Genomic DNA, 26,115 nt, shown 5'->3' with positions numbered 1-26,115 from the left:
TTTCTTTTTGGAGGAATGGCGGAATTGGTAGACGCGCCACTTTGAGGGGGTGGTGACAGTTTATGTCGTGTGAGTTCGAGTCTCATTTCCTTCACAGAAATTGCGGAAATAGCTCAGTTGGTAGAGCATAACCTTGCCAAGGTTAGGGTCGCGAGTTCGAGTCTCGTTTTCCGCTCAAGCATTTTTGATGCGAGAAGGTCGAAAGGCCGTAATGCCCAGGTGGCGGAATGGTAGACGCGCACGTTTCAGGTGCGTGTGTCGAGAGGCATGCAGGTTCGAGTCCTGTTCTGGGCACTACATTGCGGAAATAGCTCAGTTGGTAGAGCATAACCTTGCCAAGGTTAGGGTCGCGAGTTCGAGTCTCGTTTTCCGCTCCAATTTGTTTACTGAAAATTTGCGGAAATAGCTCAGTTGGTAGAGCATAACCTTGCCAAGGTTAGGGTCGCGAGTTCGAGTCTCGTTTTCCGCTCGGAGGAGAAGACAGCGCCAGTTGTTTTCTCTTTTTTTATGCGTTTTCTAGTGTGGATTTTTTTGAATATCTATTGCGGGTATTATAAGGAATTTGATATATTTGCGCCTACAATCAGAAAAAGGAAAAAGTCATGAAAACGTATGATATTTATTTCTCGGACGGAAGTTCGAGCGACAATAAGGGGTTTTCCATCAAGACTCCCGAAAAGGCCATCCACATGGCGGAAGATATGCTGGTGAAAGGCAACAGTTACATTGACGATTATGCCGGGGGTACAATCTCGGTTGTGGCGTCCGATGGAGAAGTGGTATGGAGCAGTCCGATACCGCCCAAGAAAAAGTGAGAACGTGTGTAGTATATCATTAAAACCATAAGAATTTATGTTTTCTGGAATAGTAGAAGAATATGCGGAAGTGGTGAAGGTGGTAAAGGATCAGGAAAACCTCCACCTGACGCTGAAGTGTTCGTTTGTCGACGAGTTGAAAATTGATCAGAGTGTGTCTCATAACGGCGTGTGCCTGACGGTGGTGAGCATTCAGGACGGCACTTACACGGTGACGGCCATGAAGGAAACCATCGAACGTTCCAATATCGGCCTGCTGGTTCCGGGTGACAAGGTGAACGTGGAACGCAGCATGATGATGAACGGACGGCTGGACGGACACATCGTGCAGGGGCATGTAGACCAGACGGCGGTTTGTACGGCCATCGACGATGCGCAGGGTAGCTGGTACTTCACGTTCAAGTATGATTTTGACAAGGAAATGGCCAAGCGCGGCTATTTTACGGTAGACAAGGGCTCCGTCACGGTGAACGGGGTGAGCCTGACTGTCTGCAACCCGACGGCCGACAGTTTTCAGGTAGCCATCATTCCTTACACTTACGAGCATACCAACTTCCATACTATTAAGGTGGGCAGTGTGGTGAACATCGAATTCGATATTATCGGAAAGTATTTGAGTCGCATGATGCAGCTCACGAAATAAGGGCCAGTGAGGTTCTTGCTTTTCAGGCGCAGTTCCCGGAGCACTTCCGGAAGCTGCGCCTGAATCGTTTATAGGTCTTTGAGTAAAATCTGACTGTTTTTTTCCGTAAACTCCTTGCGGGCGTCTATCAGGGTTTTCCAGGCAGCCGAATAATGGGTGGGGTCTACCTTGAAATCCTCGGCCCCGTTGGCATCCAGCTGGCTGAGGAGGGTGCCTACGCTCAGCTGGTTGATGTCGATGCCGGGGAGGTATTGAGGTTCGCGCGACTTTTCTTCCCCTCCGGCCCCCGCTTCGTAAATCAGCCGCATGTCCTGAAGCTCGTATAAGATGCTTTTGGTCAGCCGGATGGGGATTTTATGTTCTTTGCTGAGGGCTTCTGCCGTGTAAGGTCTGCCGCCCGTGGCGAACCGCTTGCAGATGGAACTCAGGATGATGGTGCAGAAAAAGTCGTGGAAGCGGCGGCTGATGTGGGCTGTTTCCTTTCCGAAATTGAAGGTGGAGACGTTCTGGCTGATGTAGCTCATTTCGGCGCCAAACAGGCAGATGCTCCAGGAAATCTGTGTCCACAGCAGGAATAGAGGGATGGCGGCGAAACTTCCGTAGATGGCATTGTAATTCGATACCCATATCTGGCTGTTGATGTAAAAGTACTGGAAGGCTTGGAACGCACTTCCGGCCAGTATGCCGGGCAGCCAGGCGTGTGTCAGTTTGACTTTCGTGTTGGGCATGAAAGTGTAGAGTCCGATGAACATTCCCCAGATAAGAGCGTAGGGGATGAGGCGGACAAAGAATTTCAGTATCGGGGCCAGTACCATAAAGTTTTGCATTTCCTTCACGTAGGTAGTCATGAAGATAGTGAGGCCGCTGGAGGCTACCAGCAGGATAGGAAGCAGTAGAATCATGGAGAAGTAGTCGGTAATCTGCCGGAATACGCTGCGGGGTTTCTTGACTTGCCAGATGGCGTTGAAGCTGCGCTCGATATTGTCAATCAGCAGCAGGATGGTGCCCAGCAGCATGATGAGGCCGATGCCGATGAAGACACCGCTTTGGGCGTGTTCCAGGTAGGAATTGATCCAGCTGATAATCAGTTCGGCCTGCGAACCGGTCATTCCGCTCCGGAACTGCGACTCGATGAGGGTGTCGAATCCGAAGCCGCGGGCGATGGCAAACAGCAGGGCCAGGATGGGGATGATGGAAAGCAGGGTGCTGTAGGTCAGTGCGGAGGCACGTACCACGATGCGGTCGTTGATGAACTGGATGATGGAAAGATAGACAATCTTGAGATAAGTATAGAGTTTCCACTGGAGGTGAGACACCTCATCTTCTCGGATGCGCCATATTCCATCGTCGAGGAAATGAATCAGCGCTTTAATTCGGGCATTCATGGTTCGTGTGTTTATGGTGAAAAAGAAAGCAGCCGGTCTATAAGCCGGGTTCTGTCACCCTGCAGGTGCAGGGGAGCCTGTCATTTATCTACGCCTGCCGTCACCGGCAGGCTCTAGCGGTCCACCCTCCGACGTGGGGCGAGCAACCCTCGTTGATGCCGGTTTACATGACCTTACAACTCCTAAGATGCACAGCCCGCATATCACTATACGGCTGGTAGGCTCTTACCCTACCTTCTCACCCTTACCTCCGGGTGGAGGCGGTTATTTTCTTCTGCATTACTCTGCCTTTGCAGGCGGCTTTCTGTTAGGAAGTAGGATGCTCTGTGTTGCCCGGACTTTCCTCTTCTACCTATATATAGTATCAGCGACAGACCGACCAGCTGCTTTCTCTGTGCAAAGGTACGCAAATAAACGGAATTTGTGCTATAATTGGCGGGATTCTTTCATTTGGACCCTTCTGAATGGAATCTGGCGGGCAGGACGATTTGTCAGCGGTGTCACTATTCCACTGGTAATGAATGTAAATTTGGCAGATTTGGCAGTTAACTGCGGTTAATGCTTTTCTAGGCATTGTTAAAAGACGGAAAAAAGAACCGGGGAAGAGTACACTCGTATGGAATTTGTTCTACTTTAGCAAATGAAAAGTTAAAACAATATCGAAATTAACATTTTAAACAATAGAAGATATGAAAACAACAACTAAGTTTGCGATAGGTTCAGTAGCAGTCATTGCACTGAGTGCCGGAGTGGCCGGCGTTACGGCGTATGCCATGATGGAGAAAAATCAGGCAAACGCGTCTTTTTATGAAGCTTTTGACACTGCATCTCCTTTGCGTACGGCAGCGTTCGACGCATCCAGCATGCAGCCGGTCGATTTGACAAAAGCGGCGGAAAGCACGTTGAACTCCGTGGTACATATCATGTCTATTCAGCGTAGCAAGATTCAGACAATTCAACAGCCCGATATATTCGATTTCTTCTTTGGTGACGGACGAGGCCGCCAGCAACAAGTTCAGACTCCGGAACAGAGAGGTTTCGGTTCAGGCGTCATCATCTCCAAGGATGGTTACATCGTGACCAACAACCATGTGATTGACGGAGCGGATGAAATCAACGTGAAGCTGCACGACGGACGCGAGATGAAAGGTCGTGTCATCGGTACGGACCCGACTTCCGACTTGGCATTGGTCAAGATTGAAGGAGATGATTTCCCGGCTATCGTGGTCGGTAACTCCGACAACCTGAAAGTAGGTGAGTGGGTACTGGCAGTCGGTAACCCGTTCAATCTGGGGTCTACAGTGACCGCCGGTGTGGTCAGTGCGAAATCCCGTGGTTTGGGTGCCAATCAGGTGGAATCCTTCATCCAGACAGATGCCGCCATCAACCAAGGTAACAGTGGAGGTGCGCTGGTCAATGCCAAGGGTGAATTGGTAGGTATCAACGCCATGCTGTATTCTCCGACAGGAGCGTATTCCGGTTATGGTTTCGCCATTCCGGTAAGCATCATGACCAAGGTGGTAACCGACTTGAAGCAATATGGTACCGTACAGCGTGCATTGCTGGGTATCGGCGGTCGTGACATGGGTAACGAGGTTTATCCGGATGAAATCCGTAAGGAACAGAAGGAGCTGGGTGCTACCGAAGGTGTACAGGTGGTAGAAGTAACCGAAGGCGGTTCAGCCGACGGAATCTTGCAGAAGAACGATGTTATCCTGAAGCTGAATGACAGCAAGGTGAAGACCATGGCCGACCTGCAAGGTATGCTGGCTAAGTATCGTCCGGGTGACAAAGTGAAGGTGACTGTTTTGCGTGACAAGAAAGAAAAGACCTTTACCATTACCTTGAAGAATTCTCAGGGAACGACTAAAGTAGTAAAACAGGCAGATATGGAAATCCTGGGTGCTGCCTTCCGTGCTGTGCCGAAAGAACTGAAGGAACAGTTGAACCTGGGCTATGGGGTGGAAGTAACCGGTGTCAGTGACGGAAGAATGAAAGACAGCGGTATCCGCAAAGGATTTATTATCCTGAAAGCCAATGGCAAGCAGTTGCGTAGCGTACAGGATTTGGAAAACGTGATGAAAGCCGCTTCCCAGTCAGCCGATCAGGTACTGTTCATGACAGGTGTATATCCGTCAGGCAAACGTGCCAACTATGCTGTAGATTTGTCACAGGCAGAATAACATAATTAAGGTAGAAAGATTTTTCCACATGAAGGCGCTTCGAACCTCCGAAGCGCCTTCTTTGGCTTCTGGCTATAGGAGCGGACAATCCGTACGTGGAATGAACAATCGGACCGTCTGCTCTGTTTCCTTTTTGACGCGCGGTTGACAAAAAGAGAGAATGAAGGCAGGTTTAAGAAATTTATAGATTCTTTCTTCGGAAAATCGCTGTCAGAATAAAAAATTTTATGTACTTTTGTACCCAAATCATTTTATATAGAATGAGACAGTTAAAGATTACTAAAAGTATCACTAACCGAGAGGGCGCTTCTTTGGATAAGTATTTGCAGGAAATCGGTCGTGAAGATTTGATTACTGTAGAAGAGGAGGTAGAACTCGCTCAACGTATCCGTAAAGGTGACCGTGCGGCATTAGAGAAACTTACACGTGCCAACCTACGATTTGTGGTGTCTGTAGCCAAACAGTATCAGAACCAGGGCTTGAGCTTACCGGATTTGATTAATGAAGGTAACCTGGGCTTGATTAAGGCCGCTGAAAAGTTTGATGAAACCCGTGGTTTTAAATTCATCAGTTACGCCGTTTGGTGGATTCGTCAGTCCATTTTGCAGGCATTGGCAGAACAGTCACGTATCGTGCGTCTGCCGTTGAACCAGGTTGGTTCATTGAATAAAATCAGTAAGGCATTCTCTAAGTTCGAACAGGAAAACGAACGTCGTCCGTCGCCGGAGGAACTGGCCGATGAACTGGAAATTCCGGTAGACAAGATTTCGGATACGCTGAAGGTTTCCGGTCGCCACATTTCCGTGGATGCTCCTTTTGTGGAAGGAGAGGACAACAGTCTGCTGGATGTGCTGGTGAACGATGATTCTCCGATGGCCGACCGCTCTTTGGTGAATGAATCACTTTCGAGGGAAATTGACAGGGCACTTTCTACGTTGACCGAAAGGGAGAAGGATATCATCCAGATGTTTTTCGGTATTAACACGCAGGAAATGACGTTGGAAGAAATCGGCGACAAGTTTGGGCTCACCCGTGAGCGTGTTCGCCAGATTAAGGAAAAGGCAATTAGACGATTAAGACAAAATTCTCGTAGTAAGCTGCTCAAATCTTATTTGGGATAAGGTAGAGATTGATTTCCGAAAAAACAGAAGGGATGTATGAAGATAGGCTCAGTCTTGATACATCTCTTTTTGTATGTATAAAGGCTTTTTCTTTGTTAATTTATATGTCTTCTTTCTGTTTTTACGCATAATTGTGTACTTTTGCCCACATAAATTGATGAATTATGCGTTACACAAAATTTTTCTGTTTCCTGTTTATGATGGTATTTGCTGCTTCGGCATTCAGCAAGCAGCCGAAAGATAAAAAAAAGTATGGGGTATATCTGGCCGGTGTTTCTGCTTCGTTTACGGACTCGCTGGTGTATTTCACTGATGTGCAGTTTTTGGACAGCGCAGCTGTGGATGACAAGGACATGCTGGTGGGGCGTGCTTTATACAGCATCCAGTTGAAAGATTATCTGGAGCAGAAACAGAACGGGAAGAATCGTACTTGCTTTATGTTCTTTAGCCGGAAGAAGAAAAACGTGCAGAAAGAACTGAAAAAACTGAAGGAAAAATATACCAAGGGAGGTTCGCTGTTCCTTCAGGAGGTAAATCCGGAGTTTAAGTTTGAAAAACCCGACGTGGAATGAGGCAGATGAAGAAATGGCTGTATGGCCTGTTGGTAGTCTTTCTGGTAGCATGTTCCAATGAGATACCGGAACAACAGCCGGCCAAGCATTCTGGACGTACTGTGCTGGCTTATCTGATATCGAACAATCAGTCAGGTTCCTTGGATACTTACCTGCGCAATAATGTGATAGATATGTACACGGCGTTAGGAAATATGAATGAATCGTGTACGCTGTTGGTGTTTTATCGCCCTAATTCGAATGATACTCCCTTGGGCAATCCTACTTTAATGAGTTTTTATACTGACGGGCGTGGAAATATCAATAATGTGCCGGCATTGACAGGGGAGAGTCTGACCTTTTTTGGTATCTGTCAGGTAGCAGAGAAAAAGGAATATACGATGAACAGTCAGATAGCTACTGATCCTGTAATGATGGAAGAAGTATTTAAGGATATGCAGGCAGTAGCTCCTTCCGACAGTTACGGGGTGATTTTCGGTTCACATGGTACCGGCTGGATGAAGGGAAATTCGGTGCCGACCAAAGCTTTTGGCGACGATAGTGGCTATCATATTAATATACCGGAGTTGGCAGATGTTCTGAAAAATAGTTTTGCGAAGAAACTTGATTTTGTACTGTTTGATGCCTGCATGATGGGTACTGCAGAAGTGTGTTACGAATTAAAAGACGTGACTTCACATTGTGTGGCTTCTGTTTTGGAGACTCCTGTCTATGGATTCCCTTACGACCAGCTGCTTTCTTATTTATATACAGACGACGTGGATTATTCGGCTGTATGTCATGAGTTTATTTCCTTTAATAAGATTAATAACCTGTGGGGAACCTGTGCGGCAGTCGATTGCAGCCAGATGGAAAACTTGGCCGAGGCGGTAAAGAATAAATTGGTAGAATGGCAGGATGCCTTACCTTCTGTCGGTCTGGAAAATGTGCAGCAGTATGGGGTGAACAGTTATCGGTATTTCTCATACGATGTGCTTGATTTCTTTCGGGAATTGGGCCGGAAACATGGAGTGGCTGAAATGGATTTGAATACGGAAATTGCTTCTGTACAGACCGCTTTGAATCAGGCGGTGATTGCTAAGGAATGTCTGGCAGGGCCTGAGTATGAGTTTGATGGGGTGGTGATAGACGATACTCGTTTCTGTGGAATCGGCATGTACATTCCGGGAGAGTATAATCGATATGTGACGAATAAAACTTCTTGGAACAGTTACTATACACAATCTATCGCTTGGTATCGTGCGGCAGGCTGGGATGCCTTGAACTAACCTGATAATTGCTGACTTCTTGACGCTTTGTGTAAACTTTCTGTGTGCTAAATTTGTTTTTATAGTTTAAGCAGATTTATCGTTATGTGGAATTTTATCAAAGAGTTACGTCGGAAAGACCACCCGCGTTACTTGGGTGGACTAGATTTCTTTAAATACATCGGTCCGGGCTTGCTCGTGACCGTCGGTTTCATCGACCCGGGCAACTGGGCCTCCAATTTTGCGGCAGGGGCCGATTTTGGTTATTCGCTCCTGTGGGTCATTACCCTATCTACTATTATGTTGATTGTGCTTCAGCACAATGTGGCACATTTGGGTATCGTTACTGGGCTTTGCCTGAGCGAGGCAGCCACGAAATACACGCCCAAATGGGTGTCGCGCCCCGTGCTGGGCACGGCGGTGCTGGCTTCCATATCCACTTCCCTTGCTGAAATTCTGGGAGGGGCCATCGCCTTGGAAATGCTGTTTCATATCCCCATCATCTGGGGAGCCTTGCTGACAACGGTGTTTGTCGTCATCATGCTTTTCACCAATTCTTATAAACGGATTGAGAGATCCATCATAGCCTTTGTTTCCGTCATCGGATTGTCTTTTCTCTATGAACTGTTGCTGGTGGAGATTGACTGGCCGCTGGCGGCCCGTTCGTGGGTAGTTCCCTCCATTCCCCAAGGGAGTCTGCTGGTCATTATGAGCGTATTGGGAGCAGTGGTCATGCCCCACAACCTGTTCTTACATTCGGAGGTGGTGCAGAGCCGCGAGTACAACAAGCAGGACGATGCTTCCATCCGCAAGCTGCTGAAATATGAATTTTATGATACTCTGTTCTCCATGGGAGTGGGCTGGGCCATCAACAGTGCGATGATTCTGCTGGCGGCGGCTACGTTCTTTGCTCATGGGGTGGAAGTGGAAGAACTGCAGCAGGCCAAAAGTCTGTTGGAACCCTTGCTGGGCAGTCAGGCGGCCCTGGTGTTTGCCTTGGCCCTGCTGATGGCCGGTATCTCGTCGACGGTGACGAGTGGTATGGCAGCAGGTTCCATCTTTGCCGGGATGTTCGGCGAGTCGTATCACGTGAAAGACATCCATTCGCGGGTAGGTATCCTGCTTTCCCTGGGAGTAGCCTTGGTGGTGATTCTGTTCATTGACAACCCGTTTCAGGGACTGATTCTCTCACAGATGGTGTTGAGCATCCAGTTGCCGTTTACCATTTTTTTGCAAGTGTGGCTGACTTCCTCCCGGCGTGTAATGGGTTCGTATGTCAATTCTCGCTGGAGTACGTGGGTACTCTATACCATGGCGGTGGTGGTGTCAGTGCTGAACCTTGCACTGTTGTTTTCGTGAATATTTCTTAGGCTTCGTGTGGAGCGAGTTCCATCATTTTCTTTTTGAAATGATACATCAGCATGAGGGCGGCTACCGCAAAGGCCAGTCCGTCGGACAGCGGCATACTGAACCATACCCCTTTCAGTCCGTAGACAGGCGGCAGCCATGCCAGTCCCGGAAGCAGGAAGAGCAGTTGGCGGGAGAGGGACAGGAAGATGGAAATCCGGGCTTTTCCGATGGACTGGAAGAACTGGGTGATGACAATCTGTGCCCCGACCACAGGGAAGGCCAGAATACCGATTCGCAAGGCGAGGATGGCGTCGTCCATCAATTCCTGGCTGTCGGTAAACATTCCCACGAAGAGTCCGGGGAACAGTTCTCCCAAGGCGAATCCTACGGTGGTGATGATACAAGCCGCTGTAATACCCAGTTTCAAGGTACGTTTCACCCGACTAAAATGACGGGCTCCGTAGTTATAGCCCGTAATGGGTTGCATGCCCATGGTGATACCCATCACAATCATGACAAACAGCATCTGGATGCGGTTGAGGATGCCGAAAGCCCCGATGGCCATGTCACCCCCGTAGTTGAGCAGGCGGTTGTTGATGAAGATGACGATGCAGCAGGCACACACGTTCATGACAAAAGGCGACATGCCGATAGCAAAAATATTTCCTATGATTTTCTTTTGCAGGCGAAGGTTGGGCCGGTGGAAACGGATATAGCTTTTCGGGCTGCAGAAGTGATAGAGCACCCAAATCATGCCGAAAAACTGTGAGCAGACTGTGGCCAGTGCCGCTCCCCGGATTCCCCAGTCGAACACGAAGATGAAGATGGGGGCCAGGATGATGTTGCATCCCACCGTCAGCATGGATGAGAGCATGGCTTTGCGCGGATAGCCCGTGGCCCGCATCACATTGTTGAGTCCGATCATGACATACGAGATGGGACTGCCCAGCAAGATGACCTGCATGAAGTCGCGGGCATAGGGCATGGTCGCTTCGCTGGCCCCGAAGAAAAACAGAATCGGTTCCAGAAAGATGAACGCCAATCCCCCGTAGAACACGGCATTGATGACACAGAGAATCGCCACATTGCCCAGAATGTCTTCGGCCCCTTTCTTGTCTTTCTGTCCCAGACGGATGGAGGAGAGTGTGGCACCTCCCACACCCACCAGCGTACAGAACGCCACCAGCAGGTTCATGAGCGGGAAGGTGATGGCCAGTCCCGAGATGGCCAGTGCCCCCACACCGTGTCCGATGAAGATACTGTCGATGATGTTGTAGAGCGAGGTCAGCGTCATGCCGATGATGGCCGGGATGGAATATTCCAGCAACAGTTTCCCGATGGGAGCCTCTCCCAGGATATGCGGATTGTTCTCTTTCATGCGAAATTTGTTTATTTTAATTCTCAAAGTTAGGAATATGAACCGATATTTCAGAACTTTGCACCGTTAAATCAAACTAAACATCGAATGGACATAACGAAATGTGTAGCCGCCCTTTTTGATTTCGATGGGGTGGTGATGGATACCGAATCGCAGTACAGTCTTTTTTGGAACAAGGTAGGGAAACAATATCATCCGGAATATGAAGAATTCGGACGGGTTATCAAGGGACAGACCCTCAAGCAGATTTACGACCGCCATTTTCAGGGTATGGAGCAGGAACAGGCTGAAATTACCGACCGTCTGAACCGTTTTGAGACGGAGATGAAGTATGAATACGTGCCGGGAGTGGAAGCGTTCATGCGCAGCCTGCGTGCCCATGGCGTGAAAATTGCCATCGTGACCAGCTCGAACGAGAAGAAGATGGCTAACGTCTATGCCTCACATCCCGAACTGAAGGGATTGGTCGACCGGATTCTGACGGCCGAAATGTTCCATAAGTCGAAGCCGGAACCCGACTGCTTCTTGCTGGGGGCAGAGGTATTTGAGACGGTACCGGAGAACTGTGTCGTTTTTGAGGACTCGTTCCATGGCATTCAGGCCGGAAATGCCGCAGGGATGGCTGTCGTGGGGCTGAGCACGACCAATCCGGCGGAAGCCATTCAGAATCAGTGCGCTTTGGTGATTCCGGATTTCCGCCATTTTACCTACGAGGCCATGATGAACTTGCTGTAACACTTGTCTGATTCAGAAAAATCGGCTATTTTTGCGGAAATTTTACTAAATCGGAAAAAGAATTATGGCAGGATATCTTTCAGGTGATACTCGCAAAGTGACGACTCACCGTTTGATTGAAATGAAACAAAGAGGTGAAAAAATCTCCATGCTGACCTCTTATGACTATACCATGGCGCAGATTGTAGACGGTGCCGGAGTGGACGTGATTCTGGTAGGAGATTCGGCTTCGAATGTGATGGCCGGGAATGTGACCACCCTTCCTATCACGGTGGACCAGATGATTTATCATGGCAAATCGGTGATGCGCGGCGTGAAGCGCGCACTGGTGGTAGTGGACATGCCTTTTGGCTCGTACCAGGCCGACCCGTTCGACGGGGTACGCAATGCCATCCGTATCATGAAAGAGACGCATGCCGATGCGTTGAAGCTGGAAGGCGGAGAAGAAGTCATCGATGTGATTCGCCGCATCATCGGAGCCGGTATGCCGGTGATGGGACACCTGGGGCTGATGCCGCAGTCCATCAACAAGTATGGTACCTACGGCGTGCGGGCCAAGGAAGAGGCTGAGGCCGAGAAACTGATGAAAGACGCCCGTCTGCTGGAAGAAGCCGGCTGCTTCGCACTGGTGCTGGAGAAGATTCCGGCCGAACTGGCAGCCCGTGTGTCCAAGGAACTGACCATTCCCGTGATTGGTATCGGTGCCGGAGGTGGAGTTGACGGACAGGTACTGGTGGTGACCGATATGCTGGGTATGACCAAAGGATTCAGCCCGCGCTTTCTGCGGCGATACGCCGACCTGAATACGGTGATGACGGATGCTATCGGGCATTACGTAGCCGATGTGAAGTCGAGCGACTTCCCCAATGAGTCGGAGCAGTATTAAGCCTGTTGTTTTTTGACAAAGCATAAAGGTGCATGGACTGTAGGACCGGGCGGTCAGTTTCCGGCAGGTGGTACAGTCTGTGCATCTGTGTTTTAGACAAGATAGAGACGAGAAAAGAAAAAAAGAATGTGGAATCGTAATTTTAATCTTTTACTTACAGCGAATTTTTTCCTGTACACGGCGGTGTATATGCTTTTCCCGGTGCTGCATCGGTGGATGGTGGGCGAGGGAGGCTATACCAACCTTCAGGCCGGAGGTACCATTGCCATTTTCGGAATTTCCTTGTACATCTTCGGCGTTTTCAACAATTATCTGGTCGATACGTTCAAGCGTAAAGCTGTATGCACACGCAGTATCCTGTTGCTGGCGTTGGTGGGACTGATTTATCCTTATTCTCCGGGAATAGGGACCATCGTCTGCCTTCGGGTATTGCAGGGAGCCTTGTTTGGGGTTGTGCTGATGTCGATGGGAAGTACGCTGGTCATCGACGTGACGCCCAGCCATTGTAGGAACAGGGCCAACCTCACTTTCACTTGGTCGGGTGTACTTGGCATGCTGTGTGGCATCTGGGGTGGATACAGTCTGGGGGACTTCCTTTCCTTCCAGCACGAACTGTACCTGTTTGCCATTCTGTGTGTGATACCTATCCTGCTGGTATCGATGGTGGAAGTCTGTTTCCGTGCGCCGCTGGATTTGCCGCTGATGTCGTTCGACCGCTTTCTGTTGTTCCGTACCCTGCTTCCGGGACTGAACATGATGGTGGTTCCCTTCATTTTGGGGGTGGTATTCAGCACGATATTCGATAGTTTTTTCTACATTTGTGCAATGGCCGGATTTGTGGTCTTCCTGTTGCTCGACCGGATGTTCCGCAGCCAGGCCGACGGACGCTTCCTGAATGCCGCAGGTCTTGTGCTGATGGGCCTTGCCTTGCTGATGCTTTACCTCTCGGACGGCCGCGATTCCCTGTGGGGGGCCGGATTCCTGCTCGGACTGGGCATGGGACTGTCTCTGTTGCAGTTCCTGCGGATGATGATTTATCTTCCGTTGCATTGTGAGCGGGGGACGGGTTACCACACTTACCAGCTTTTGTGGGAGTCGGGCGTGATGCTGGGCGTAGTGCTCGGGAAATACGTGGAGGACTCCATGAAACGGCAGTACCTGCTGGCCTTGCTGGTCTGCATGGTGGGACTGCTGGTCTATCAGGTAGCTATTCACCGCTATTTCGTGCGACGAATGAAAAACAGATAACTTAACCAATATAAAGAATATGGCAGACGACAAGAAAATTATCTTTTCAATGGTGGGAGTGAGCAAGTCATTCCAGAACAACAAGCAGGTATTGAAAGACATCTACCTATCCTTTTTTTATGGCGCGAAAATCGGAATCATCGGTTTGAATGGTTCCGGTAAGTCTACGTTGATGAAAATCATTGCCGGACTCGACAAGAATTACCAGGGCGAGGTGGTGTTCTCGCCGGGATACAGTGTCGGCTATCTGGCACAGGAGCCCCAGCTCGACGACACGAAGACCGTGAAGGAGGTCGTGATGGAAGGGGTGCAGCAGGTGGTAGACACGCTGGCCGAATACGAAGAAATCAATCAGAAGTTCGGTTTGCCGGAGTATTACGAAGATCCGGAAAAAATGGACGCCCTCTTTGCGCGTCAGGCTGAACTGCAGGATATCATTGATGCTACTGATGCGTGGAACCTCGACAGCAAGCTGGAGCGGGCGATGGATGCCCTGCGCTGTCCGCCGGAAGACCAGCTGGTGAAAAATCTCTCCGGAGGTGAACGCCGCCGGGTGGCCTTGTGCCGTCTGCTGTTGCAGAAGCCCGACATCCTGTTGCTCGACGAGCCGACCAACCACCTGGATGCGGAAAGCATCGACTGGCTGGAACAGCACCTGCAGCAGTACGAGGGAACGGTGATTGCGGTAACACACGACCGTTACTTCCTGGACCACGTGGCCGGATGGATTCTGGAACTCGACCGTGGTGAAGGTATTCCTTGGAAGGGAAACTATTCCAGCTGGTTGGAGCAGAAGACCAAGCGCATGGAGATGGAGGAAAAGACGGCCAGCAAGCGTCGCAAGACGCTGGAACGCGAGCTGGAGTGGGTGCGCATGGCTCCCAAGGCCCGTCAGGCCAAGGGTAAGGCCCGTCTGAATTCGTACGACAAACTCTTGAACGAGGATGTGAAGGAGAAGGAAGAGAAACTGGAAATCTTCATTCCGAACGGTCCGCGTCTGGGCAACAAGGTCATCGAGGCCAAGCACGTGGCCAAGGCGTATGGCGACAAGCTGCTCTTTGACGACCTGAACTTCATGTTGCCGCCTAACGGCATTGTGGGAGTTATCGGTCCGAACGGTGCCGGAAAGACCACACTGTTCCGCCTGATTATGGGACTGGAAACGGTGGACAAGGGCGAGTTTGAGGTGGGTGATACCGTCAAGATTGCCTACGTGGACCAGCAGCACAAGGACATCGACCCGAACAAGAGTGTGTATCAGGTTATCAGCGGAGGCAACGACCTGATTCGTATGGGCAACCGCGACGTGAACGCGCGTGCTTACCTGAGCCGCTTCAATTTCTCCGGTTCCGACCAGGAAAAGCTTTGCGGCATGCTTTCGGGTGGTGAACGTAACCGTTTGCACTTGGCCATGGCCCTGAAGGAAGAAGGCAATGTGCTGTTGCTCGACGAGCCGACCAACGACATTGACGTGAACACGCTCCGGGCGCTGGAAGAAGGTTTGGAAGACTTCGCCGGTTGTGCCGTGGTCATCAGCCACGACCGCTGGTTCCTCGACCGTATCTGTACGCACATCCTGGCATTCGAGGGAGACAGTCAGGTGTTCTACTTCGAAGGTTCCTATACGGAATACGAGGAAAACAAGATGAAGCGCATGGGCAATGTAGAGCCGAAACGCGTGCGCTACCGCAAGTTGATGGAAGACTGATTTTCAGCTGTTTATATAATGTATAAAAACGCTTCGACGTTCGGGATGAAACGTCGAAGCGTTTTTGTGTAAATGCACTTGCGTTTAAGCTCAAACGCAAGTGCGTTTTGGGGCGGTGGGTAAACCTCACTGAACCAGCATGTTTTCCACTTCTTCCAGACTGCCGTCCGTTTTTTCGGGAGTGACGTGCAGCAGGCGGGCCAGCAGGGAATAAAGCGATACGTTGCGGAACTTCGGGGCTTCATAGCCTTTCTTGAAGTCGGGTCCGCAAGCCCGGAACATCACCTGCATGTCATCGTAGGTCGGGTCGAAACCATGGGCTCCCGGGAGCGTCCGGGTACCTTCTTCCACCAGCCAGCCCAAGTCGGGCAGCACGAGGACGTCGCCCACCCGTGGATTGCTGCCGTAGTGCAGGTAAGCCGGAATCTCTTCTTTCTTCCATACCCGCACGTGGTCCAGTCCCTGCAAGGCCTGATACACCGAGTCGCGGTATTCCGGTTTCGTATAAATCTGTGCCGGCAGGTTACCGTCAATCAGCATGTACCATTTCTCGTTCAGCAGGTGCTTGATGGGCACAAAGCGGTCGGCACTTACCGTGGCCATGCCGTGGTCGGCTGTCACAATCAGGTTGATGTCCTTTCCGAAAGGCAGGCTCTGCAATCCCTCCCACAAGTATCTCATGAGTCCGTCCAGCTCTTCAATGCAGCGGCGTGTTTCCTTACTGTGCGGGCTGTAGCTGTGGCCATACGTGTCGGAATCTTCAAAGTACATCATAATCAGTTGAGGCCGTTCTTCTTCCGGCAATTTCAGTAACCTCAATGCCTCGGCCACACGTTCAGTCTGTGTGAGCCGCGGTTTCTGGTCGTACACACGGTAGTAGGTGGGGTGCTGCCCCTTGACGGCGATGTCGGAGCCTACCCAGTAGATATTGCCCGTCTTGATGCCTTGCTTCTGTGCCGTAATCCAGATAGGTTCGCCGCCGTAGTAGGCAGGGTTGTTGCGGGTTTCCGGCTTGGTCATTTTGTAAAGTTCCTTGCGTTCCGGGTCCCAGAACGTATTGGCCACGATGCCGTGGTGGTCGGGCACCAGTCCCGTGGCCATGGTGTAATGGTTGGGGAAGGTTTTCGACGGGAAAGAAGGAATCATGGTGGCCTTCACCCCTTCACGGGCCATCTGGTCGAAGAACGGGGTGTCGTACATTTTAGGATAATCCCAGCGGAAGCCGTCGAGGGAAACAATCACGGTATAGTGTTTGCCGGCCCAAAGAGTGAGGCAGAAACACCAAGCGATGCACAGGGAGATGAATTTTTTCATGAATCTGTTTTTTGTTTGAGAATGAAAAAAGAAAGGTGTATTGCCTTTTCCTTGTGGGCAATACACCTTTTATGAGAAGGGTCAGTCTTTCATTAGAAAGTCAGTCTTACACCCACCTGGCAGTGCCAGCGTGAGCTGATGTCACTCTTCTGGATTTCGGCCTTATTGTAAGAGAAAGAGGCAATCTTGTTGCCGTCTGCATCAGTAGAAAGGCCGTTCATTGTCAACGGTGACAAGTTGTAGGCTGAGCTGTAGCTTGCTCCCCATTTCTTGTTCAGCATGTTGGCAAAGTTGATGATATCGAAAGTGAATTCCAGTTTGCCGACACCCTGCACATTGTAAATGGTCTGAGCCAGGTGCAAGTCGATTTCATGTTCCCAGTCGCTCAGGTTAGAGTTGCGTTCTGCATACTGGCCTCTGTGGTTCTTGGCATAGCTGTCGTTTTCAATCCACTGTTTAAAGGCCTGACGGCTCTGTTCTGCACTCATGGTTACATTTCCATTTTTGTCGGTAATGTCTACGAAGTTCATTTTGCTCAATTCGGCATCGGTCGGGATGTAGAGCAGTGAGTTACCAGACCATTTGTCACCGTTGTAATCAGACTTTTCGTTCATGGTCAGGCTGTAGCGGCTGCCGGAGAATCCGTTGTAGATGACAGAGATAGTAGTGCTGGTCCATCCGTTCCAGTATTTCGGGCTGTTGTAAGAAGCCTGAACCATTACACGGTGAGGAATATCAAATTTAGAGAAACCAAGTTCGTTTCCAGAGTTGGTGTCTACTGAATAATTGTATTTCCAGTTAGAGTAGGCTACAGAGCTTGTACCGTCGTTTACAGATTTGGCATGTCCGAAAGTATAAGATGCAGACAAGTCCAGACCGAAGTTGAAGTGTTTCTCCAGCAAGGCAGACAATGCGTAAGTATATCCCTTGTTGGTGTTCTTCAGGTTGATGATGCTGTAGTAGTTTCCTGAGTTGAACTGGTAGTAAGGAGCAGCAGAAGCTTCATTGCCGGCTACGGCATATACCTTGTTCCCACTCTGGGTCAATGCCAGATTTTCAAAGAAGACGTTGTTCATGGTCTTTGAGTAGATACCTTCCAAAGTCATCTTCACGTCGCCTGGCAGTTTCTGTTCCCATGCCAGGTTCACACGGAACACTTGCGGGTATTTGAAGTTTTTGTCTACGGTTACGATATCAGGTTTTGCGGCAGCTCCGCTTTGTGAGTTGGCTGCACCCAGCGGGTCGTCTGCATATTGTCCCAGTTTCGGTGCGTCGTAAGTGTAGTTTCCATCTTTATCTTCCGGTGTGATGGTTGTTCCTTTACTTTCCATACCGGTGTTGTTGAAGGCATTCGACAGCCATACGAACGGCACACGTCCGGTAAAGATTCCGACACCGCCACGAATCAGGGTGTTGTGTGAATCGTCGGTGTACCAGCGGAAACCTACACGCGGTGAGAACAATACCTTTGCACTTGGGTTCTCTCCCACACGGGCGTTCAAGTGTTGTGCTTCGGCAAACTCGTTAAAGGTTTCGTTTGTAGTCGGGTTGTTGAAGATGACCGGAATATCGATACGCAGACCGTAAGTCAGGTTGAAGTTTGTGCTGATATCCCATTTGTCCTGTGCATAGAATCCGAACTGTCCGGATTTCATGGCCGGAGCCCATTTGGTATCACCGCCAGTCAGTGCCGGGTCGGTATATTTGTACGAATATTTGTACGGTCTGTCGGCAATGAAGTCTTCCAGTGAGTTGTAATACCATGAACCGTTGGAAGCCTGGATGAACAGGTTTTTCATCCGGTAGATTTCATTGTGTGTACCGAAGGTCAGCGTGTGGTTACCCAGATACCAGGAAAGGTTGTCTTCGAAGGTATAGATGTCCTGATCCAAGTAGTTGGCTCCGGAAGAATATTCCGTACCGATGTTGGCCGTGATGTTGGTGCCATCCGGTGCCGGAATGTTGCTGATTTGGACGGTAGGTCCTTGATAGGCCACGTCACGGTGGTCACGGATGAAGCTGGCAGAAGCACGGAGTTCGTTGTACAGGTTCTGTCCCAGATGAGAGTTCAATTCGGCCACGATAGAGTTGGTCTTGTTGTTCATGCGGTAACCACTGTTTTCGAACATGTAGCTGGTAGAGCCTACGCCATAGTTGTCATCGTATGAATTGTTGTGCTGGTAACGCAGAGCCAGCTTGTGGTTCTGGTTGATGTTCCAGTCGATACGTGCCAGCAAACCGAAAGATTTGTTGTCGATGTTGCGCTGTCCATATCCATCGCTGAAACCTGTCATGTCGTAATACGCGTCTGCAATCTGTTTGGCCTGCTCAGATGTCAGATAAGAAGTGGTGTATCCCGGATAAATGCTTGACGGATACGATTCCTTCTTGGCTTCTGCACTGACGAAATAGAACAGTTTGTCTTTCACGATGGCGCCGCCCAATGTTCCACCGAAGGTACGGGTGTATTGCTGGGTGAGCGGAGATTTTTCATAATCACGTACGGCACTGTACTTGCCATACATGTTCTGGTTGTTGAAGTAAGTGTAGGCTGAACCGTGTGTGGTGTTGGTACCCTGCTTGGTGATGGCGTTGATACCACCTCCGGTAAATCCGCTCTGGCGTACGTCGAAGGGAGCTACAACCACCTGGATTTCCTGGATGGCATCCATTGAAATCGGGTTGGCCCCCGTCTGACCGCCGTTGGTTCCGGATGCAGACAGACCGAACACGTCGTTACTTACCGTACCGTCAATCTGGAAACTGTTGTAGCGGTTGTTTGAACCAGCGAATGTGATACCTCCGTTCTTGGAAGTCATGGCCATCGGCATGTTCTTCACGATGTCGTACACGTTACGGTCGACTGTCGGAGTGTTTTCGATTTTCTGTGTCGAGAAGTTATGGGCTGCTCCGGCATTTGCCTTGGCATCGGCTACCACTACTACTTCGTCCAGCAGTTCTGAACTTGGCTTCATTTCAGCATTCAGGCTGAGAGTGTTACCCAGTTCGAGGGAAATACCTGTGTAGGTTGTTTTGTTGTAGCCTACGTAGGAGATTTCAATTTTGTAGGGACCACCGGTACGCATACCTTGGATGGTGTAACGTCCGTCTACGTTCGTGACTGCACCGTAAAGCGTACCCGAAGGTTCGTGAATGGCTACCACTGTAGCGCCAATGACCGGTGCTTTGGTTTCATCGAGAACTTTTCCGCTGATAGCAGAAGTGGTTACCTGAGCATTTGCGCCTGCCGCTACGGCTGAAACGACCAATGCTGAAAACAGGAATTTGGAATGATGTACCATAAAAATTTAATTAAATAAAAAATGTAAATCTATCTTTAGTGTTTGTCAGTTTAATACTTGTTGTTTCTGCTTAAATAAAGTCTGATTGTCAGAACTTTTCGATTGCAAAGTTAAAAAATCTTTTCAACCCGTAGAGTCTATGTTTGCGTTTTAACAAATCGGTCAATACATAATTAACTTTTTTGTTTTCGAAAAGAGGGTGCTTGCGATGAACTCTTCTTTTTCTATTGTTGATTGTGTGAGAATTACGTTGGGAGATGGGCTTGTAATTGTTTTGTAATTTATTTAATTAATCGGAGTCCTATATATCGTGTTACTGTATAGATTCCGCATTTACTTTTCGTTTGAATTTATAAGCCAGTTTTTCTGACTTTTGTTTTTTTGCGTATTTTTGCGAGCGAAAGAAAAAGGTATGAATAGGAACATGAGGCAAAAATTGGAGGAAAATAAAGGGATACCGGCAGGCTTGTTGTGGATGTTGGCTATTATATCCGGATTGTCGGTGGCTAATTTGTATTATAACCAGCCGTTGTTGAACCGTATCAGTGAGGATCTGGCGATTTCGGAATTTACGGCGAACCTGATACCGATGACTACCCAGATTGGTTATGCCTTGGGACTGTTGTTCATTATTCCGCTGGGCGATTTGTATAAACGAAAACATATTATTGTGGTGAACTTTCTGTTGCTGGTGGCGGCCACGTGCAGCATCGCTTCTTCCACGAACGTGGCTTATATTCTGGCCGCTTCGCTGGTGACGGGTATCTGTTCGGTGATGCCGCAAATCTTTATTCCGATAGCGGCACAGTTTTCACTCCCGGAAAATAAGGCTCGCAACGTGGGTATGATGGTCAGCGGTCTGCTGACAGGGATTCTCGGCTCACGGGTGGTCAGCGGATTTGTAGGCGAATACTGGGGATGGCGTACCATGTATTATATTGCGGCCCTTCTTATGTTGCTGTGCATTTTTCTTGTGCTCCGGGTATTGCCCGACATGCCGTCGAATTTCAAAGGTACTTATGGCGGCCTGATGAAGTCGTTGTTTACACTCTACCGTGACCATCCGACCATCCGGATGGTGTCTGCGCGGGCCGGCTTCTGCTTCGGAAGTTTTCTGGCTTTGTGGGCATGCCTTGCCTTCAAGTTGAGTGGGGAACCCTTTCATGCCGGAAACAATGTGATTGGAATGCTGGGACTGTGTGGCATTGCGGGAGCGCTGACGGCTTCTTTTGTGGGCAGTCTGGTGCATAAGCTGGGGGTACGTTTCTTCACTTATCTGGGTTGTGTGCTGATGATGCTGGCCTGGGCGGTGATGTATGTCTTCCAAAATTTCTATCTGGGCTTTATCGTGGGCATTGTGGTGATAGATATTGGTATGCAATGCATTCAGATAAGCAATCAGACGTGTGCCCTGTCGTTGGCACCGAAAGCGACCAATCGGGTGAATACGATTTTTATGACAACATATTTCGTGGGTGGCTCACTGGGGACTTTTCTGGCCGGGACATGCTGGCATGCATTTGGCTGGGCGGGAGTGACAGGGGCTGGAATCGGGCTGGCGGCAGTGTCTCTGCTGATTACGCTCTTTTCCCGGAATTGACTTTAATAGGAGAAATGTAAGATGAAAAAGAATGTGATTTATCTGAACGACTGGCTGGCTATCCATCCTTATACGACTGTGTGTCCTTCGGACGGGTTCTATGTGGAACTGGCCAACCGGCTTTATACGGTGTGTGATTTGGAGGAGGTGCCGGAGTCGTACCGGAAGAAAATATGTCTGTATGCGGCTGCGTATTTGGAAGATATTGTGTCGGGATTGGGCCTGTGGCAGGCTTTCCTGACGGCTCACACCCGTTTGTATGGACGATGTCTTCCTTTTTATCCCATCGGGAAGAATTATGTGAAGGGGGAGGTCAATGAAGAAGACCTCTGTTTCCTGATTTGGAACACGTGGCAGAAGGCTTTGTTCAAACATCCGTATGTGAATCCGCTGGATGGACGTATTTTGCGGCAGGCAAAGGCTTTTCTGCCGCTGATGGAGGAGGCTTATGAGCAGGCTCCTGAGAACGAGTGGCTGCAAGCGTATTTTGCGGGGTATACGGATGATAAAGAAGCCGACCGGAAACTGACCTGGCTGTTCGGGCATACGTATCTCACGGAACCTTCCATGTGGCCGTATATCGACCGGGTGACACCGACCGACCGCTTTATTGTGCCGGTGGGGCCTTTGGCGTTGTTCTTGCATGAATGGATTGACCTGCTGGCCGGCAAGAATTCGAAAATATGGGCATCCATACCGGGGCTGTATCCGGAAGAGCCGGTTGTACCGGATGCGGTATTGGAAAAGAATGCGGAAATCTACCGCCTGTTTACGTTGTGGACAGGTGGTAGACGGATTATCTATCTGAATGGATATGATTCATTGAAGCGTTTTCTGGTAGAAATACTCCAATGGCCGGACGATGAGAATCACACTTTGCCACAGATGAAGGCCAACCGTAATTTTGTGTTGATGGTAGATGAGCAGAAAGGGCTTTTGCTGGCAAAGGATGTGTGTGAGTATATTGCCGATGCGGAGAATCCGTTTTACAATCAGGAAGAGGCTTCGCACAATGCTTTCCGTATGCTGACCGAAGAAATGCTATGTCCGCCCGATTTGCTGACGTACTGTATCTGTGAGAACCTGTTGCCGGATGCCGAATTGCCTGAGGTGGGAGAGAAGATGCTGGTGAAGTTGAATGCTGACTTCATAGCCCGCCATTCATTGCTCTACTATTACAGAGGCGACTGACAGGGAAGGCAGATAAGGAAAAAGAGACCCCCCTGGAGGTTGTCTTTGTTTCCAGATTCTCTTGGAGAAAAGATTTTCATACCGAAGAGTTTTTTATGTTTTCCGCCCCGGAAACCTATGTCTCGCAATTGAGAAACATAGGTTTCCGGGGCGGAAAACGTACGTTTTGGGGAAGGGAAACGTAAAAAGAATCTATGGCGTTCTTCTGAAAACAAACGGGCGTATTCTGAATAAATAATATGGCATTCTAAGTCTGAATGTATGGTAATGTTTCCTTTTTTAAATAAATTAACCATTTGAATGGATAAGGTTTACGATAAATTCGTAGATTTGCGAAAAGTTCGTAGAAAAAACTGATTCGATATGGAAAAACTGACTTATCAGGAAGAAGAGGCCATGCGCTTCATCTGGCATTTGGGTCCGTGTTTTGTGAAAGAAATCGTGGCCCGTTATGACGAGCCGAAACCGCCTTACACCACGGTGGCTTCGATTGTGAACAACCTGAAACGGAAAGGCTACCTGAAGGCCGAGAAGTTTGGGAACACTTACCGCTATACGCCGCTGGTGGAGCAGGAGGAATATACCCGCAATTCGGTGGGCAATCTTGTGCGCAACTATTTCGCCAACTCTTACAAGGAGATGGTGTCGTTCTTCGCCAAGGAGCAGAAAATCTCCAAGGACGAGCTGAACGAGATTATCGACCTGATTGAGAAGCGGAAAGACAAATAGGGCATTTTAGAATTATATTTACTCACCTTTTAAATTCCTTTTTATTATGCTATATCTTCTTCAAGTCAATTTCGGACTGGTCCTGTTTTACGCCTTGTACAAGCTGGTATGTACGCGGGACACCTTTTTCCGTTCCAGAAGATTCATTCTGCTGCTGGCGCTGGTGTTGCCTTTCGTGTTGCCGCTGGTCGACGTGCGGGAATGGCTGGAAAGTCGTGGCAGCCTGATCATGCTGACGCATTTTGACTATTCGGTAGTGTTGCCGGAAATAGTGGTGGGAAGTGAAACAGCGGAAGCGGGAAACGGCGTGTGGGTGTTGACTGATTGGGTGAAATACCTGTACCTCGCCGGAGTGCTGGTGCTGTCTGCCCGGTTTCTCGTGCAAGCGTGCAGTTTGTGGCATCTGATCTTGCGTACACCGGAGAAGACGATAAACGGCATCCGTGTGAAATGCCTGAATGGCTCGTCCGGACCCTTCTCTTTCTTTGGGTGGATTTTCCTGAATCCGGCGACGGTGAAGGAAGACGAACTGGACGAAATCCTGACGCACGAGATGGCGCACGTAAAGCAGCGACATTCCGTCGATGTGCTTCTTGCCGAGATGGTCAGCATCTGTTGCTGGATGAACCCTTTTGCCTGGCTGCTGAAACGGGAAGTCCGGCTCAATCTGGAGTTCCTGGCCGACAAGAGAGTCGTGGAAGCGGGATTCGCCACCAAGAGTTATCAATATCACCTGCTTGGGTTGGCTTATGGCCACAAGTATGGATTATCCAATAATTTCAATTTCTCTCATCTTAAAAAACGTATCATTATGATGAACAAGAAAAAATCAAACGGAACAGGGCGTATCAAATATGCACTGTTCATGGTTCCGGCCTTTGCTCTACTCGTTGCCGGAAACATCTCCTGCTCGCAGGGAGCATCCGAAAAACAGGATGCCAAAGAAGAAACCGTCGCACCGGATTCCGTGGTAGCAGTTCCTACTGACAGCGTGGCAAAGGACGAAGTGTTTATGGTAGCGGAACAGATGCCTGAATTTCCGGGAGGAATGAAGGAATTGTTGAAATTCCTTCAAGATAACCTGAAATATCCGGAAAGTGCCATGAAGAACAATTTGCAGGGACGGGTAATCGTGCAGTTTGTGGTAGAAAAAGACGGAACCCCTACCGAGTTCAATGTGGTTCGTGCGGTGAATCCGGATTTGGATGCAGAGGCTTTGCGCGTGCTGAAGACCATGCCTAAGTGGAAACCGGGCATGCAGAGGGGAGAGGCCGTAAGAGTGAAATACACCGTGCCTGTTGCGTTCAAGCTTCAGTAATTTGCTTTTTTGAGTCCGCTTTCAAATGGGTTTTACGTATGCTTTATGTACTTCTGAGAGAAGTTGAAAGGAAGAAACCGCATTTGAAAGCGGGCTCATTTTTATAAAAATAGAATACCATGAAAATTACCGCAATATTATTTTCCTCTATCTTATTGGCTTTGCCGGGTTACGGACAAAATAGAGAGACGGACTATCTGTCGCATGTACTGGAGAAAATGAATGCCGTGGAATCGGTGACCTATCATTGTGTGATAAAGGCATGGGAACCGGGAGACACAGAGCCGGTGTACAGTGTGCCAAGAGAAATTTATGAGCATGTGAATCCGCAGGATACGGCTGTGGGGTATTCTTTCTTGTGTGCCTCGGATAAGGAATTCAGGCAACCGCTTTGGGTATATGACGGAACTGTGTTTGCTTACATAGAGAAAGAGGAAAAAGAAGTACGGATAGATGATTTCACTCAGAAAAGTCCCCTTCCGTTCAGAGTTATTATGCCGCAAGCTTTTGGTTGCATGAAATCCATTCTTGAGTATGCATTGAATACTCAGGATAGCATAGTCCTTAGCTTGAAGGATGAGGGGAAAGATTATCTGATGGAATTGAGTATCCATACACCGTATCAGGTGGAGTTCTTTGGTAAGGCTTGTTACATGCCGGAGAATCCGTATATATATGATCCGACATCTATTTACAAAATCTGGATTTCAAAAGAAGATGACATGCCTTATCGTTATCGCAGGGAGATGCAGCATAGCATCAGTGAGAATATTTGTTCCGATTTTGTGTATAATCCTGCAGGAAAGGGAAAAATTGTAGCGGAAGATTATTATCCGGCAGATTATGTGCGGCGTATAAAAGGAGAGAATTCTCAGAAGGCGACAGTGGATATGACGGGTAAAAAAGCTCCAGACTGGACGCTTACTGATATGAAGGGTCAGAAGGTTTCTTTAAGCGGTATAAAGTCGAAGGTCATCTTGTTGCAGTTCACAGGGATAGGCTGTGGACCATGTAAGATTTCGATTCCTTTCTTGAACAGGTTGAAAAAAGAATATGCAGTGAACGAGCTTGAAGTGCTGGCTGTGGAAACGTGGGGAAGGTCGAAGTCGTCTTGCGAAGCCTATGTGAAAAACCAGGGAATAGAATACAGTTTTCTGACTGCCGAGAAGGAAACAATAGCTAAACTTATAAATGATTATCAGGCTGGTAGCGGAGTTCCGCAGTTTTATTTGATAGGTAAAGACCGCACGATAATTGCAAAGTTTCAAGGCTATGCAGAAAAGACAACAGACACGGAGATTGAAAAGAAGATAAAAGCGAATCTGTAGACCGAAAAAACGTATTCTCCAAGTCCTTGCATTTTCTGTAGATTTTTCTATACATTTGCAGC

At 49.0% G+C, this 26,115-nt stretch carries 20 protein-coding genes, 5 tRNA genes and 1 other RNA gene; 21 read left to right on the top strand and 5 right to left on the bottom strand.

Annotated features, from left to right (window positions below; translation table 11 throughout):
* Positions 1 to 9: 9 nt before the first annotated feature.
* The 7 genes from BQ7480_RS11560 to BQ7480_RS11530 all read left to right on the top strand — a co-directional run bounded on the left by BQ7480_RS11560 (position 10) and on the right by BQ7480_RS11530 (position 1,458).
* A tRNA-Leu gene (locus BQ7480_RS11560) sits at positions 10 to 94 on the top strand.
* Positions 95 to 102: 8 nt separating this feature from the next.
* Positions 103 to 175, top strand: a tRNA-Gly gene (locus tag BQ7480_RS11555).
* 38 nt (positions 176 to 213) lie between these two features.
* Positions 214 to 294 (top strand) — tRNA-Leu (locus tag BQ7480_RS11550).
* A 7-nt stretch (positions 295 to 301) separates the two neighbouring features.
* A tRNA-Gly gene (locus BQ7480_RS11545) sits at positions 302 to 377 on the top strand.
* Between the two features lie 19 nt (positions 378 to 396).
* Positions 397 to 469: transfer RNA gene (locus tag BQ7480_RS11540), tRNA-Gly, on the top strand.
* Positions 470 to 602: 133 nt separating this feature from the next.
* On the top strand, positions 603 to 815 hold the full coding sequence (locus BQ7480_RS11535) for a hypothetical protein (protein ID WP_072542976.1): 213 nt from the start codon (positions 603 to 605) through the stop codon (positions 813 to 815).
* A 37-nt stretch (positions 816 to 852) separates the two neighbouring features.
* Positions 853 to 1,458, top strand: coding sequence for a riboflavin synthase (locus BQ7480_RS11530; RefSeq protein ID WP_022354909.1), 606 nt, complete (start codon positions 853 to 855; stop codon positions 1,456 to 1,458).
* 68 nt (positions 1,459 to 1,526) lie between these two features.
* Here BQ7480_RS11530 and BQ7480_RS11525 read toward each other — a convergent pair whose 3' ends face one another.
* The gene (locus tag BQ7480_RS11525) at positions 1,527 to 2,843 is read right to left on the bottom strand and encodes a YihY/virulence factor BrkB family protein (protein WP_072542975.1); all 1,317 of its coding nucleotides are present in this window, start codon (positions 2,841 to 2,843) and stop codon (positions 1,527 to 1,529) included.
* Between the two features lie 24 nt (positions 2,844 to 2,867).
* Positions 2,868 to 3,230: RNase P RNA component class A (gene rnpB, locus BQ7480_RS11520), an RNA gene on the bottom strand.
* 302 nt (positions 3,231 to 3,532) lie between these two features.
* On the opposite strand from rnpB, the gene BQ7480_RS11515 reads away from it, so the two are divergent.
* The 5 genes from BQ7480_RS11515 to BQ7480_RS11495 all read left to right on the top strand — a co-directional run bounded on the left by BQ7480_RS11515 (position 3,533) and on the right by BQ7480_RS11495 (position 9,325).
* Positions 3,533 to 5,026 (top strand): trypsin-like peptidase domain-containing protein, encoded by a 1,494-nt coding sequence (locus BQ7480_RS11515; RefSeq protein ID WP_072542974.1) that lies wholly within the window; start codon positions 3,533 to 3,535, stop codon positions 5,024 to 5,026.
* 260 nt (positions 5,027 to 5,286) lie between these two features.
* Positions 5,287 to 6,147, top strand: a complete 861-nt coding sequence (locus BQ7480_RS11510) for a sigma-70 family RNA polymerase sigma factor (protein ID WP_072542973.1) — start codon at positions 5,287 to 5,289, stop codon at positions 6,145 to 6,147.
* 164 nt (positions 6,148 to 6,311) lie between these two features.
* On the top strand, positions 6,312 to 6,719 hold the full coding sequence (locus BQ7480_RS11505) for a hypothetical protein (protein WP_072542972.1): 408 nt from the start codon (positions 6,312 to 6,314) through the stop codon (positions 6,717 to 6,719).
* The gene (locus tag BQ7480_RS11500; protein WP_235816678.1) at positions 6,716 to 7,987 is read left to right on the top strand and encodes a clostripain-related cysteine peptidase; all 1,272 of its coding nucleotides are present in this window, start codon (positions 6,716 to 6,718) and stop codon (positions 7,985 to 7,987) included. Before BQ7480_RS11505 ends, BQ7480_RS11500 begins: the two co-directional genes overlap by 4 nt.
* A gap of 84 nt (positions 7,988 to 8,071) precedes the next feature.
* On the top strand, positions 8,072 to 9,325 hold the full coding sequence (locus BQ7480_RS11495) for an Nramp family divalent metal transporter (protein ID WP_072542971.1): 1,254 nt from the start codon (positions 8,072 to 8,074) through the stop codon (positions 9,323 to 9,325).
* 7 nt (positions 9,326 to 9,332) lie between these two features.
* On the opposite strand, the gene BQ7480_RS11490 is transcribed toward BQ7480_RS11495, so the two are convergent.
* Positions 9,333 to 10,694 carry an MATE family efflux transporter gene (locus BQ7480_RS11490; protein ID WP_072542970.1) on the bottom strand — a complete coding sequence of 454 codons (1,362 nt, stop codon included), beginning with the start codon at positions 10,692 to 10,694 and terminating at the stop codon, positions 9,333 to 9,335.
* An 87-nt stretch (positions 10,695 to 10,781) separates the two neighbouring features.
* Between BQ7480_RS11490 and BQ7480_RS11485 the strand changes: the two genes are divergently transcribed.
* From BQ7480_RS11485 to ettA, 4 genes are all read left to right on the top strand, one after another.
* Positions 10,782 to 11,429, top strand: coding sequence for an HAD family hydrolase (locus BQ7480_RS11485; protein WP_072542969.1), 648 nt, complete (start codon positions 10,782 to 10,784; stop codon positions 11,427 to 11,429).
* Between the two features lie 64 nt (positions 11,430 to 11,493).
* Positions 11,494 to 12,315 (top strand): 3-methyl-2-oxobutanoate hydroxymethyltransferase, encoded by an 822-nt coding sequence (gene panB / locus BQ7480_RS11480; protein WP_072542968.1) that lies wholly within the window; start codon positions 11,494 to 11,496, stop codon positions 12,313 to 12,315.
* A gap of 126 nt (positions 12,316 to 12,441) precedes the next feature.
* A complete protein-coding gene (locus BQ7480_RS11475) occupies positions 12,442 to 13,563 on the top strand; it encodes an MFS transporter (protein WP_072542967.1) in 1,122 nt (373 codons plus the stop codon).
* 19 nt (positions 13,564 to 13,582) lie between these two features.
* On the top strand, positions 13,583 to 15,271 hold the full coding sequence (ettA, locus tag BQ7480_RS11470; RefSeq protein WP_022354919.1) for an energy-dependent translational throttle protein EttA: 1,689 nt from the start codon (positions 13,583 to 13,585) through the stop codon (positions 15,269 to 15,271).
* Between the two features lie 126 nt (positions 15,272 to 15,397).
* On the opposite strand, the gene BQ7480_RS11465 is transcribed toward ettA, so the two are convergent.
* Positions 15,398 to 16,585, bottom strand: coding sequence for an alkaline phosphatase family protein (locus tag BQ7480_RS11465; RefSeq protein WP_072542966.1), 1,188 nt, complete (start codon positions 16,583 to 16,585; stop codon positions 15,398 to 15,400).
* A gap of 92 nt (positions 16,586 to 16,677) precedes the next feature.
* Entirely contained in the window at positions 16,678 to 19,887 is a 3,210-nt protein-coding gene (locus BQ7480_RS11460; RefSeq protein WP_083581807.1) for a TonB-dependent receptor, read from the bottom strand.
* A gap of 424 nt (positions 19,888 to 20,311) precedes the next feature.
* Between BQ7480_RS11460 and BQ7480_RS11455 the strand changes: the two genes are divergently transcribed.
* The 5 genes from BQ7480_RS11455 to BQ7480_RS11435 all read left to right on the top strand — a co-directional run bounded on the left by BQ7480_RS11455 (position 20,312) and on the right by BQ7480_RS11435 (position 26,053).
* Complete coding sequence (locus BQ7480_RS11455) at positions 20,312 to 21,487, top strand: MFS transporter (RefSeq protein WP_072542965.1); 1,176 nt, start codon at positions 20,312 to 20,314, stop codon at positions 21,485 to 21,487.
* 21 nt (positions 21,488 to 21,508) lie between these two features.
* On the top strand, positions 21,509 to 22,678 hold the full coding sequence (locus BQ7480_RS11450; RefSeq protein ID WP_072542964.1) for a DUF3843 family protein: 1,170 nt from the start codon (positions 21,509 to 21,511) through the stop codon (positions 22,676 to 22,678).
* 363 nt (positions 22,679 to 23,041) lie between these two features.
* Complete coding sequence (locus BQ7480_RS11445; protein ID WP_072542963.1) at positions 23,042 to 23,407, top strand: BlaI/MecI/CopY family transcriptional regulator; 366 nt, start codon at positions 23,042 to 23,044, stop codon at positions 23,405 to 23,407.
* Between the two features lie 46 nt (positions 23,408 to 23,453).
* A complete protein-coding gene (locus BQ7480_RS11440) occupies positions 23,454 to 24,725 on the top strand; it encodes a M56 family metallopeptidase (protein ID WP_083581806.1) in 1,272 nt (423 codons plus the stop codon).
* Positions 24,726 to 24,844: 119 nt separating this feature from the next.
* A complete protein-coding gene (locus BQ7480_RS11435; RefSeq protein ID WP_072542961.1) occupies positions 24,845 to 26,053 on the top strand; it encodes a TlpA family protein disulfide reductase in 1,209 nt (402 codons plus the stop codon).
* The last annotated feature ends 62 nt before the right edge of the window (positions 26,054 to 26,115 follow it).

Source organism: Bacteroides mediterraneensis, from assembly GCF_900128455.1.
Classification (GTDB): Bacteria; Bacteroidota; Bacteroidia; order Bacteroidales; family Bacteroidaceae; genus Phocaeicola; species Phocaeicola mediterraneensis.
Note: the sequence above shows the minus strand (reverse complement) of the source record. Positions and strands in the feature narration are given on the sequence as shown.